Origin of the sequence: Acetobacter musti, assembly GCF_011516835.1 — a bacterium.
Taxonomy (GTDB): Bacteria; Pseudomonadota; Alphaproteobacteria; order Acetobacterales; family Acetobacteraceae; genus Acetobacter; species Acetobacter musti.
The window spans coordinates 240,573-251,515 of record NZ_WOTB01000003.1 but is presented as its reverse complement, the minus strand read 5'-3'; the positions used below and the strand labels follow the sequence as shown (position 1 = coordinate 251,515).

Below are 10,943 nucleotides of genomic sequence, written 5' to 3'. Positions count from 1 at the left end.
TAACCCCGGACCAGATGGCCAACAGCAACGCCGTCAGAAGGGCGGCATAACAACAACCGGGTATAGCTTATCAAGCCCGCAAAACTGTCCGAACGGACGGGACCACCTCAAAATTCGCTGGTTATTCCATGGGGTGCCTGAAAGGCAGCCCAGTAAGACACAACTGATATGTCTGATAAATGGTTGCTCAGTTCAGGTTTCTGCAGCCGCACTGCATTCATGGCTGCATAGCTGATTCATCCGTAGTCGTGGAAAAAGGATCGTACGACCGTCGCCCCTTGTGATCGTCAGGGGAAAGTCTATCTCATATGGCCATGAACACGCATCAGAACACGCCTCACGATCCGGTCGGATGGCACGGCACAACCATTCTCTGCGTCCGCCGTGACGGCGAAGTCGCGATGGCCGGTGATGGTCAGGTCTCCCTCGGCCAGACCGTCGTTAAAGGAAACGCCCGCAAAGTCCGCCGCATCGGTCCGAAAGGCCAGATACTCGCCGGATTCGCAGGAGCTACCGCCGATGCCTTCACTCTGCTTGAGCGCCTTGAAGGCAGGCTGGAGCGCTTTCCAAACCAGCTTGAACGCGCCTGTGTCGAGCTGGCCAAGGACTGGCGCACGGACCGTTATCTGCGCCGTCTTGAAGCCATGCTGATCGTCGCCGACAAAAACCACTCCTTTACCCTGACCGGCAACGGCGACGTGCTGGAGCCTGAAGACGGTATCGTCGCCATTGGTTCTGGCGGCAACTATGCTCTTGCTGCCGCGCGTGCCCTGCTGCCGATCGAAGGGCTGACTGCCACCGAGGTTGCCGCGCGTGCCATGAAAATTGCCGGCGATATCTGTGTTTACACAAACCACTCCGTCACACTCGAAGTGCTGAACGAAGCCGGTGAAGAGGGAGCCCGATGAGCATTATCCATTTCTCGCCCGAAGAAACTGTTACCGAACTGGACCGCTTCATCGTCGGACAGACAGACGCCAAACGAGCCGTCGCCATCGCTCTGCGTAACCGCTGGCGCCGCGCCCAGCTGCCCGAAGCCATGCGTGAGGAAGTCGTTCCGAAAAACATCCTCATGATAGGCCCGACCGGCTGCGGAAAAACTGAAATTGCCCGTCGTCTTGCCAAACTTGCCCAAGCGCCTTTCCTGAAAATCGAAGCCACGAAATTCACCGAAGTCGGCTATGTCGGGCGCGACGTGGAAAGCATCATCCGCGACCTCATCGAATCTTCCATCACAATGCTACGTGACCAGCGGCGCAAAGACATGAAGAGCCGCGCCGAAGAGGCCGCTGAAAGCCGTCTGGTCGATGTGCTCGCCGGCGAAGGCTCATCCGCTGACACAAAATCCCGTTTCCGCCAGATGCTCCGCAACGGCGAGCTTGAGAACCGGGAAATCGACATCGCGATCGCGCCCGACCCCGCCAGCGGACAGAATGGTCCTGAAATCCCCGGAATGCCACCCGGTGCCGTCATCAATTTCGGCGACATGATGAAGAACATCATGGGCCGCACGCCGCAACAGCGCCGCCTCACCGTCGCCGCCGCCCGCGAGCAACTCACCCGCGAGGAAGCCGACAAACTGCTCGACAATGAAGCCCTGACACGGGAAGCAATTGCCCACGCGCAGGATAACGGCATCATCTTCCTTGATGAAATCGACAAGGTTTGTGCCCGCTCGGAGGGTGGCTCCCGTGGCGCCGATGTGTCGCGGGAAGGCGTGCAACGCGACCTCCTGCCGCTCATCGAAGGTACCACCGTTTCCACCAAATACGGACCGGTCAAAACCGATCACATCCTGTTCATAGCCTCCGGTGCCTTCCATCTCGCCAAACCGTCCGACCTTCTGCCCGAACTTCAGGGCCGCCTGCCAATCCGCGTCGAACTTACCCCTCTCACGCGTGAAGACCTCCGCCGCATCCTCACGGAGCCGGAACACTCGCTGGTGAAGCAGTATATTGCGCTGATCGGTACCGAAGACGTTACGCTGGATTTCACGGATGAAGCTGTCGACGCTCTCGCGGAACTCGCCGCCGACGTCAACGAACGCGTGGAAAATATTGGCGCCCGTCGCCTTGCTACCGTCATGGAAAAGCTGCTGGAAGACGTGTCCTTCACCGCTTCGGAACATAAAGGGGAGACAATCACCATCACCGCCGATCTTGTCCGCGACCGCGTCGCTCCCCTCGCCAGCAAAGGCGACCTCAGCCGGTTCATTCTCTGATGGCTGTCGACCCCTTCGTCCGCCCGGAAGACGAAACTGCCGCTGATGCCATCGCCGCTATCGGTGATGAACTGGCCTTGTTCGATGATTGGATGGACCGCTACCAGTACATCATCGAACTCGGCCGGAAACTGCCGCCATTCCCAAAAGAATGGACTGACGACGCTCACCGTGTTCCTGGTTGTCAGAGCCAGGTCTGGCTGGAAGCCCGCTGCGACAATGGCACGATGTATTTCGCCGGCGCGTCGGACGCAGCCATTGTCTCCGGCCTCGTGGCGCTTCTCCTGCGCGTCTATTCAGGGCGCCCATTGGAGGAAATACTCGCCACGGAACCGACCTTCCTGCATGATCTCGGCCTCGTGCAGGCCTTGTCCACCAACCGGGGTAACGGTGTCGAAGCCATGGCCCGCGCCATTCGCGCTGCCGCCGCGCAGGAGATGGAACGGGAAGAACAGCACGGCTGATTGCACAGACAGCCTCGCATCACCAGACTATGCCCGCATTACACTTTTTCATGACCCGGAAAGCAAAGTGTAAAGTTTTAACCGGATATGAGCATAAGGGCGCTAACCTCGAACCGGAATGCAGTCAGTTCTGATCGGGAGCCGGATGAAGGGTATTGTTTTCAACCTGCTGGAAGATGTCGTCTGCGAGCATCACGGTGCTGAAACCTGGGAACTCCTTCTGGAGGATACCGGGCTCGATGGCATCTACTCATCGCTTGGAGACTATCCTGACAGCGATATACAGGCTCTCGTCGCCGCCGCGTCCGTGCGTCTGGGCCAGCCGGCATCTGACGTCCTGCGCTGGTTCGGCGAGGCTACCATGCCAATACTGAAATCGTCCTATCCGGAACTGTTCGCTCCGTTTCGTTCATCGAAAGCCTTCGTGCTGTCAGTCAACACCATCATTCATCCTGAAGTGATGAAACTTTATTCCGGCGCGCGCTGCCCGTTCTTCAGATTTGAGGAGATGCCGGACGGCGCACTGAGGATGACCTACGAATCATCCCGTAATCTGCTCGACCTCGCGCACGGTTTTGTCGCCGGCGCCGCCGACGCATGGAATGAAAAAGTTATCATTGAGCGTTTCCCGGCTGATTCCGCGCAGGGAAATGACATTCTTATCCACTGGTTCAGTGAGTGATGGAACAGGCTACCGGATGCAGCGCGGATAATTATGAAGCGCTCTACCGCCGAACACTTGGCCGCCTGGAGCGCGAACGAAAAATTCGCCGGGAAGCGGAAGCCATAGCGGAGCGCGGCCTCCGAGAACTGTATCGTCTCAACGATCAGCAGAAACTCCTGGAAACGATCGTCAGCTATGCCAATACAACCTCATCTGGTCGCCGTGTCATTGAGGTTACGCTTGAAGAGACGTGTAAAAGTCTGGGAATGACCTGTGGCATTGCCTTTCTGAGAGAAAGGGAGACAGGCTTCAGCCGCGGAGGCTCTTGTCTGTATAGCCCTGGCACGCCGGAAACGCTTGAAAATGCCCTGGCGGCCTGCCGTGCTTCGAAACTGTTCGAGCCCGGAGGCATTGCCTCACAAATTGCGGAAGAACAGAAAATCCTCAGCTGGATGCCCGGTCCGGGTCTGGCTTCGCTTTCGCATGCGCTCGGCCTGCCTGTCATCGCCGGAGGAGCCGTCCGCGCGCTCCTCGTCTTTTTCTCCTGCGCGGAAGTCAGGGCCGAGGAACCCATCGTCGGTTTATGCATGAATATCGGCGGACATATCGCCCGTGTGATGGAGCGGGAGGATGCGCAAAAAAAACTTCTGTACGACGCTACACATGACGCCCTGACTGGTTTGCCAAACCGCACGAGCTTTCACAAAACACTTGCAAACACACTTCGCGTCGAACGGCTCTCTGGCGTCTGCTCAGCCGTTTGTCTCATCGATCTCGATCGGTTTAAGGACATCAACGACCATTTCGGTCATACAGCCGGCGATATGTTCCTGACCGAAGCCGCCCGCCGTCTCTCTCAATGTGTCCGGTCCCGTCCAGACTGCACCTTGGCCCGTCTCGGCGGGGATGAATTCACAGCGTGTCTGGCAGGTCTGCCCGACAGGGAAGAGGCCCTGCACATCGCCAAACACTTTTGCCATGCCCTCAATCAGCCATTTCTGTTTGACGGCCACGAACTGCATTCCTCAGCCAGTATAGGCATCGCATTTTGCGAACCCTCTGAAACGGATATCTCAAAAGTTCTGAAAGCCGCTGACCTCGCCATGTATGAAAGCAAGAAACAGGGAGGCGGACGAGTCACTATGGCCTCCTGACCTCTTTCCATGATCATGTCCGCTGAATTAAAAACAGAGGCTCAGAGGAAAGAGTATTTCGATATGGCCCGCCATCCTCGCGTCGGTTGCGGCGCAGCCATTTTGTCCGGCGACAAACTCCTGCTTGTGCAACGCCGCATTCCGCCTGAGGCTAACTACTGGGGTCTTCCCGGCGGTAAAATTGACTGGCAGGAACCGGTTGAACACGCCGTTCGCCGCGAAATCAGTGAAGAACTCGGCCTTACCCTGAACAATCTATCCCTTCTCTGCGTCACCGACCAGGTAGCGTACGATCCTGATGACCACTGGGTCGCGCTGGTTTATCTGGCCACCAGTTTCGAAGGCGAACCCACCTTGCTCGAACCGGAAAAACATGCCGCCATAAGCTGGTTCCCGCTCACTGACTTGCCGGCACATCTGACCGTCGCGACCCTGGCAGCCATAAAGGCTCTCCAAACCAGCATAGAACTGCGACGCTTTTGATGTTTTCAAATCGGGATCAAAGGGACTGCTTCCCTTCCTCAGATACGGGACAAAGCCTCGGGGAAAACCGCAAAGAGTCTCACACCACCTCAGATCACACCCCGCACCATTTCCAACGCCTTCGTCACAGCCTGCGCCCGCACCGCTGTCCGGTCCCCTGAGAACACACAGTGTTCTGCGCGTGGTTCCCGTCCGCGCCGCATCACCCCGAACCAGACCAGCCCAACCGGCTTCTTCGCATTGCCACCATCCGGCCCGGCAATGCCCGTAATCGCCACTGCTACATCCGCCTCAGACGCAGCCTGTAACGCGCCGGAAACCATCGCCAGCGCTACTGGCTCGCTCACGGCCCCATACTGCGCCAGCACAGCTTCCGGAACTCCGAGACAAATCTGCTTCATCGCATTGGAATAGGTGACGAACCCTCCAATTATGGCGGCGGAAGAACCCGCATGATATGTCAGCGCCGCAGCTACGAGACCGCCCGTACAGCTTTCAGCCGTAACCATGCTCAGCCCCGCCGCTTTCAGCGCCGTCAAAACCTCAGCGGCCATACCGAGAACGGCATCCGGCAACACCATTCCACCCGTATCCCCGACCGTCATCTCACGTCTCCCGAAATCACCCGCTCAGGATAACGACCGTAAGATCACTTCAGAAAGCCGACAATCTTCTCAACTTCAGATACAATTGGTTCAGCAATCGCTCCCGCCCGCGCAGCGCCCTCACGCAACACCGTATCCAGATGTGCCGTATCCGCCAGTAACCGCCGCGTCTCGTTCGCAATCGGTTCAATCCTGCTGATCAGAACATCAGCCAGAGCCTGCTTGAATGGTCCGAACCCTTCGCCACCATGCTGCGTCAGAACCTGATCCACATTCATGCCGGACAGCACCGCATAAAGCCCGACCAGATTCCGCGCCTCTGGCCGTCCCTCAAGACCTTCAGCCGCACACGGCAAAGGCTCCGGGTCCGTTTTCGCTCTGCGCACCTTCAGCGCGATCGTATCCGCGTCGTCCGTCATATCGATCCGACTCTGTGCGGACGCATCGGATTTCGACATTTTCTTCGTGCCATCGCGCAGACTCATCACCCGCGCCGCTTCAGGCGGCACAAATGCTTCAATCGTCTGAAAGAACTCGACACCATAATCATGATTGAACTTCTGTGCGATGTCGTTCGCCAGCTCGATATGCTGCCTCTGATCGTCTCCCACCGGTACCCGTGTTGCCTTATAGGCCATGATGTCGGCGGCCATCAGATTTGGATAAACATAGAGGCCGGCAGAGTGATTCTCCCGATCCTTGCCCGCCTTGTCCTTGAACTGCGTCATCCGGTTCAGCCAGCCCAGCCGCGCCACGCAGTTAAATATCCACGCCAGCCGCGCATGTGCGCTCACTGCCGACTGATTGAACAGAATCTGCCCGACCGGGTCGATCCCGGAGGCCAGAAGCACGGCTGTCTGCTGTCGTGTCTGCTCACGCAGATCGGCAGGATTCTGCCAGACCGTGATCGCGTGCAGATCCACAAGGCAGAAAATGCACTCGTGATCCGCCTGAAGTGCCACCCAGTTACGGATCGCACCCAGATAATTGCCCAGATGAGGAATGCCGGTCGGCTGAATGCCGGAGAATACGCGTTTCATGACCGCTTTGTCGGGTGTTTCGCCCGTCGCGGTCAAGCCGCAACATTCAGGCCCGACCACGCGTCTGACACGAGCGCAGAATGAACCCGTATTGCAGGCCGCGTCAGGGGAGGGGATTGCTTTGTCCCAGCGTTTCCCGCAGCGTCGCTACGCCACTGGCCCCGACCCGGTGTGCCCGCGCCTCGGCGACGTCCGCCGCCGTAATGACTGGCGCCGGTTTCGTCGTGCCCTGACTGGAAAGATAAGTCAGAATCTGTGCTGCATCTTCGTCCGAAAGATAACGAAACGGAGGCATCTCCGCCTCGTAAGCCACGCCATTCGCCTTGATCGGCCCACTCAGACCGTTCATCAGCACGGCTGCCAGATAACGTTTACCTTCCGGCGTCGAAGCAATCCGGTCGATCCGCCCGGTCAGCGGTGGAACCGATCCCGCCATGCCCTGACCGCCATGATGGCAGATGCCACAATTGGAGCCATACAGAAAATGACCGCTCTTATGTCGTGAGCAACCATTCAGGAACATAACGGCCGCCAGCAGAGGGAGCAAACGGAGATGGCAGATGTTTATCCGGAAATAAAAATGCATAAGTCCTGTCTGAATTTTGAAAGTTACAGCGAACCCATAAAGCGCGTTAAATCGTAACACTGTCCGTGAAGGGAATATTATATGGTCTTCGCTTACCGTCGCGCTCGCACGCTTGCTATTTTCTGCGTACTGACTGGTCTGGCCGCTTTCGCTGCACCTGGTCCTGCCATCGCAGACACTGCGCGCGAGCAACAGACAGCAGCCTGCAAGGGCGATGCGCTCAAACTCTGCACACTCTCTATTCCGAACGAGAAAAAGATTGCTTCCTGCCTCCAGTCAAAGCGGGACAAGCTGAGCCCGGCCTGCAAGGCTTATTTTCCCGAGAAAAAATCGTCTAAGGGAAAAAAATCATCTGGATAAGCACTGCCGGAAAACTGCCAGAGCCGGGATATTCAGCTTCCGCCTCTGGCAATCGTTTCTTTATTCGGCGTGATCGACACCGAGTAGCTGGATTTTGAAGATCAGCGGGCTGTTCGCAGGAATAATACCCATTTCGCGCTGACCGTAACCCAGCTTTGCCGGGACATAAAGCATCCACGTATCACCGACATGCATCATCGGTAAGGCTTCCATCCAGCCCTGTACCAGACCGTCCAGTGGCATTCGCATATACGCGCCCTGACCATGCTGATCCGAACTGTCGAAGATCGAACCGTCGGGGAGCCTGCCTTCATAGATCAGCATCATGCCGTCGCCCTTGCGTGGCGACGCACCGTCTTTCGGGCCGGAAGCCAGAACCTTATACGCCAGTCCGTCAGGAAGAACCTTTACTCCCGGCTGCGAGATTTCTTTCTGCATGATCTGCTCGGGGGTGAGTTCCGGATCTTCGTTGTGTCCGCAAGCCGCCAGCGGAAGGCCGAGCAGCCCAGTCAGCGCAAGAGAAAACAATTTTTTCGAATTCAGCGAAAAACGCACCATTCCACCTCAGAGATTATTGACGAGCAACATCGTGATACCCGGACATGCGGATAATGCCATGATATCGCGATGGTTCCGGTTCAGTCCGGCAGACGAAAACTTCAGAGAGAGCCGCCGCGTCGTCCGATCTGTGCGCCTAAACGCAGCCGCAATGCGTTCAGCTTGATGAAGCCCTGAGCGTCCTGCTGATTATAGGCGCCCTGGTCTTCCTCAAACGTCACGACCCGCGTGTCGTACAGACTGTTCGGGCTCTCACGGCCAATGCAGATCACATTGCCCTTATAGAGCTTCAGTCGGACCCGGCCGGTCACCGAATGCTGAGACGTATCGATCAGCGCCTGCAACATCCGCCGCTCCGGTGAGAACCAGAAGCCATTATACAGAATTTCCGCGTAACGGGGCATCAGGCTGTCCTTGAGGTGCATCGCCTCGCGGTCCAGCGTGATCGACTCGATGCTCCGATGCGCTGTCAGCAGGATCGTGCCCCCCGGTGTCTCGTAGATCCCGCGCGACTTCATGCCGACAAACCGGTTCTCTACCAGATCCAGACGACCGATGCCGTTCGCCCGGCCCAGTTCGTTCAGCTTCGTCAGCAGCATCGCCGGCGACAGCGCCTCGCCATTGATCGCCACCGGATCACCGGACACGAAATCAATCGTGATCTCCGTCGCTACATCCGGCGCATCCTCTGGCGCGATTGTGCGCTGGAATACCATTTCCTCTGGCGGTAGGGCAGGATCTTCGAGGATTTTTCCTTCAGAGGACGAATGCAGCAGATTCGCGTCCACGGAGAACGGTGCCTCGCCCCGCTTATCCTTTGTTACCGGAATCTGATTCTCTTCCGCGAAGGCCAGCAGGCGCGTCCGCGAAGTCAGATCCCATTCACGCCACGGTGCGATCACCGTGATATCCGGCTTCAGAGCGTAGTAAGCCAGCTCAAAACGCACCTGGTCATTGCCTTTGCCCGTCGCGCCATGCGCTACCGCGTCCGCGCCAACCGCCTCGGCGATTTCGATCTGTCGCTGGGCAATCAGCGGGCGCGCGATCGATGTTCCCAGGAGATACTGGCCTTCATAGAGCGTGTTCGCCCGGAACATCGGGAACACGAAATCCTTCACAAAGGTCTCGCGGAGATCTTCAACAAAGATCTCCTTCACCCCGAACATCTCGGCCTTCTTCCGGGCTGGCTCCAGCTCTTCACCCTGGCCGAGATCAGCCGTGAACGTCACCACCTCACAGCCGTACGTCGTCTGGAGCCAGCGCAGAATCACTGATGTGTCGAGCCCACCCGAATAGGCCAGGACGACCTTCTTAATGTGTTTTCCTTCGGGCGGCGCCATGCATTATTTCTCCGGTTTTAGCCACATCAGTTAAATAATCTGCTGTGCTGCCCCGAATCAAATGCTCTCCGGAGAGCCATGGGACGGGGCGCGCGCAACAGGTTCAGCCTTCCCCTAGCACTCTGTGCCCTGGCAGGACCAGAGGACCTTCACCACAACCATGCGGCACGACTGTCACGCAAACGGAGAACCGTCCGTGGGGACGGCTGTTTCACGGCATTTACGCATGAAGCAAACAATGTTGTCGCAGACAAATCGTCTGCTATCCGGAAGCCTATATCAGAAAGCCACTGAGCATCGCAGATTCCATCAATAAAACCGGAAGTGAAAGTTGAGATATTAACACTGTAAGAGCAGCAAGAGAGTAATCTGGCTTGAATTCAGTCAGGAGATCGGCGTCATTCTTGTAGCAGTGGATAATCAGCCATTCCCCGCTATCAGCTCTTTTTTCTCCGCATAATTTGCCTGCATGCGTTCTTTCAGATAATTTTCTGCAGTAATCGGAGCATATTTCTTCTCTGGCCCCTGGATCACTGCATCTCTGTTAGCCTGACAGAAAAATGGCACGGACAGACGCGGCCCGAGATATTCATCCGGGTAGGGCATACGAACACGATGCAGCGTCGAAAGAAGCTTGTCGTCGCTCCAGCGCATCAGCATGTCACCAATATTGCATGTCACTACACCGGGATCGGGCGCAACATCTGTCCATTCGCCTGATGTGGCATCTTTTCCGGGACAAAGCTGCAGACCACCTTGTCCCGGACGCTGGTGCAGCAGCGTCAGACAATCAAAGTCGGAATGCGCTCCCGCGCGCCAGAATCTGAAGTCCTCCGGTTTTGCGTTTTCCATGCTCATATAGTGAATCAGTCTCAGTGTAGACTGATAGGTCGGCGAAACCGGATTATGCAGTTTTGTAAAGAAGTCTTCGTCAAAGCCAAGCTTCAGTGCAAAGCATGACAGGACTCGCATTCCGAGTTTCCAGTTCGCCTGTTCGAATAAGCGCATTGTATGCTGAAAGCCCGGAACCTGTTCGTCATCCGGCCAGAGACCGGTCATGTTCGGTAAGGTGATCTGGTAAGATTCTTTATTGTCAGGCGTTCCGGTCGAAGGCCGGACCTGCGCACGAAATTCCCAGCCGGCATTCGTGCCAGGTTTCAGCGGAAAATGCTCTTTTTCCGCCATCGGTAAATTAAAAAAATCCCATGCTTTGTCATAGACCGACGAAAGAAGATCGTCCGGAATCCCATGATTTATCAACTGAAAAAAACCAATTCCCGTTGCCGCCTGCCAGAGCTGGTCCGCTATTTCTGTCTTCCGTTCTTCGAAGTCAGCCATATCAATTTGTGGCACAGCCCGCGCCACGCTCACGCCCATCCCTCCAATCGTTGCTTCACGATTGAGTTCATCAAGTTTGTATGCAGCCTTCTCTGTATTCTGTCCGGTCATTGCAATCGTCTCCTGCGAG

At 56.7% G+C, this 10,943-nt stretch carries 13 protein-coding genes; 7 read left to right on the top strand and 6 right to left on the bottom strand.

All coding sequences use genetic code 11. From position 1 onward, the window contains the following. Positions 1-314 precede the first annotated feature (314 nt). The 6 genes from hslV (at position 315) to GOB93_RS03970 (ending at position 4,986) form a co-directional block, all read left to right on the top strand. On the top strand, positions 315-908 hold the full coding sequence (gene hslV, locus GOB93_RS03995) for an ATP-dependent protease subunit HslV (RefSeq protein WP_173582251.1): 594 nt from the start codon (positions 315-317) through the stop codon (positions 906-908). Further along, on the top strand, positions 905-2,221 hold the full coding sequence (hslU, locus tag GOB93_RS03990) for an ATP-dependent protease ATPase subunit HslU (RefSeq protein WP_173582220.1): 1,317 nt from the start codon (positions 905-907) through the stop codon (positions 2,219-2,221). The genes hslV and hslU overlap by 4 nt, the downstream gene beginning before the upstream one ends. Continuing rightward, positions 2,221-2,685, top strand: coding sequence for a SufE family protein (locus GOB93_RS03985; protein WP_173582219.1), 465 nt, complete (start codon positions 2,221-2,223; stop codon positions 2,683-2,685). The genes hslU and GOB93_RS03985 overlap by 1 nt, the downstream gene beginning before the upstream one ends. 145 nt (positions 2,686-2,830) lie before the next feature. After that, positions 2,831-3,367 carry a heme NO-binding domain-containing protein gene (locus GOB93_RS03980; protein ID WP_173582218.1) on the top strand — a complete coding sequence of 179 codons (537 nt, stop codon included), beginning with the start codon at positions 2,831-2,833 and terminating at the stop codon, positions 3,365-3,367. Further along, entirely contained in the window at positions 3,367-4,503 is a 1,137-nt protein-coding gene (locus GOB93_RS03975; RefSeq protein WP_173582217.1) for a GGDEF domain-containing protein, read from the top strand. The genes GOB93_RS03980 and GOB93_RS03975 overlap by 1 nt, the downstream gene beginning before the upstream one ends. 9 nt (positions 4,504-4,512) lie before the next feature. Beyond that, on the top strand, positions 4,513-4,986 hold the full coding sequence (locus GOB93_RS03970; protein WP_338422286.1) for an NUDIX domain-containing protein: 474 nt from the start codon (positions 4,513-4,515) through the stop codon (positions 4,984-4,986). Between the two features lie 89 nt (positions 4,987-5,075). On the opposite strand, the gene GOB93_RS03965 is transcribed toward GOB93_RS03970, so the two are convergent. The 3 genes from GOB93_RS03965 to GOB93_RS03955 all read right to left on the bottom strand — a co-directional run bounded on the left by GOB93_RS03965 (position 5,076) and on the right by GOB93_RS03955 (position 7,154). Continuing rightward, a complete protein-coding gene (locus tag GOB93_RS03965) occupies positions 5,076-5,591 on the bottom strand; it encodes a CinA family protein (protein WP_242010517.1) in 516 nt (171 codons plus the stop codon). 44 nt (positions 5,592-5,635) lie between these two features. Then, complete coding sequence (gene trpS, locus GOB93_RS03960) at positions 5,636-6,631, bottom strand: tryptophan--tRNA ligase (protein ID WP_173582216.1); 996 nt, start codon at positions 6,629-6,631, stop codon at positions 5,636-5,638. A 103-nt stretch (positions 6,632-6,734) separates the two neighbouring features. Further along, positions 6,735-7,154, bottom strand: a complete 420-nt coding sequence (locus GOB93_RS03955; RefSeq protein ID WP_408742345.1) for a c-type cytochrome — start codon at positions 7,152-7,154, stop codon at positions 6,735-6,737. 144 nt (positions 7,155-7,298) lie between these two features. On the opposite strand from GOB93_RS03955, the gene GOB93_RS03950 reads away from it, so the two are divergent. Beyond that, entirely contained in the window at positions 7,299-7,577 is a 279-nt protein-coding gene (locus GOB93_RS03950; RefSeq protein ID WP_242010516.1) for a hypothetical protein, read from the top strand. Between the two features lie 60 nt (positions 7,578-7,637). On the opposite strand, the gene GOB93_RS03945 is transcribed toward GOB93_RS03950, so the two are convergent. From GOB93_RS03945 to GOB93_RS03935, 3 genes are all read right to left on the bottom strand, one after another. After that, positions 7,638-8,135 (bottom strand): FKBP-type peptidyl-prolyl cis-trans isomerase, encoded by a 498-nt coding sequence (locus GOB93_RS03945; RefSeq protein ID WP_173582214.1) that lies wholly within the window; start codon positions 8,133-8,135, stop codon positions 7,638-7,640. Between the two features lie 101 nt (positions 8,136-8,236). Beyond that, positions 8,237-9,475 carry an argininosuccinate synthase gene (locus tag GOB93_RS03940; protein WP_173582213.1) on the bottom strand — a complete coding sequence of 413 codons (1,239 nt, stop codon included), beginning with the start codon at positions 9,473-9,475 and terminating at the stop codon, positions 8,237-8,239. Positions 9,476-9,895: 420 nt separating this feature from the next. Next, the gene (locus GOB93_RS03935; RefSeq protein ID WP_173582212.1) at positions 9,896-10,924 is read right to left on the bottom strand and encodes an isopenicillin N synthase family dioxygenase; all 1,029 of its coding nucleotides are present in this window, start codon (positions 10,922-10,924) and stop codon (positions 9,896-9,898) included. Positions 10,925-10,943 lie beyond the last annotated feature (19 nt).

Excerpts from the sequence above, each read along its gene's own strand:
- hslV (WP_173582251.1), top strand. The coding sequence starts at position 315 with ATGAACACGCATCAGAACACGCCTCACGATCCGGTCGGATGGCACGGC.
- hslU (WP_173582220.1), top strand. The coding sequence starts at position 905 with ATGAGCATTATCCATTTCTCGCCCGAAGAAACTGTTACCGAACTGGAC.
- GOB93_RS03985 (WP_173582219.1), top strand. The coding sequence starts at position 2,221 with ATGGCTGTCGACCCCTTCGTCCGCCCGGAAGACGAAACTGCCGCTGAT.
- GOB93_RS03980 (WP_173582218.1), top strand. The coding sequence starts at position 2,831 with ATGAAGGGTATTGTTTTCAACCTGCTGGAAGATGTCGTCTGCGAGCAT.
- GOB93_RS03975 (WP_173582217.1), top strand. The coding sequence starts at position 3,367 with ATGGAACAGGCTACCGGATGCAGCGCGGATAATTATGAAGCGCTCTAC.
- GOB93_RS03970 (WP_338422286.1), top strand. The coding sequence starts at position 4,513 with ATGATCATGTCCGCTGAATTAAAAACAGAGGCTCAGAGGAAAGAGTAT.
- GOB93_RS03965 (WP_242010517.1), bottom strand. The coding sequence starts at position 5,591 with ATGACGGTCGGGGATACGGGTGGAATGGTGTTGCCGGATGCCGTTCTC.
- trpS (WP_173582216.1), bottom strand. The coding sequence starts at position 6,631 with ATGAAACGCGTATTCTCCGGCATTCAGCCGACCGGCATTCCTCATCTG.
- GOB93_RS03955 (WP_408742345.1), bottom strand. The coding sequence starts at position 7,154 with ATGTTCCTGAATGGTTGCTCACGACATAAGAGCGGTCATTTTCTGTAT.
- GOB93_RS03950 (WP_242010516.1), top strand. The coding sequence starts at position 7,299 with ATGGTCTTCGCTTACCGTCGCGCTCGCACGCTTGCTATTTTCTGCGTA.
- GOB93_RS03945 (WP_173582214.1), bottom strand. The coding sequence starts at position 8,135 with ATGGTGCGTTTTTCGCTGAATTCGAAAAAATTGTTTTCTCTTGCGCTG.
- GOB93_RS03940 (WP_173582213.1), bottom strand. The coding sequence starts at position 9,475 with ATGGCGCCGCCCGAAGGAAAACACATTAAGAAGGTCGTCCTGGCCTAT.
- GOB93_RS03935 (WP_173582212.1), bottom strand. The coding sequence starts at position 10,924 with ATGACCGGACAGAATACAGAGAAGGCTGCATACAAACTTGATGAACTC.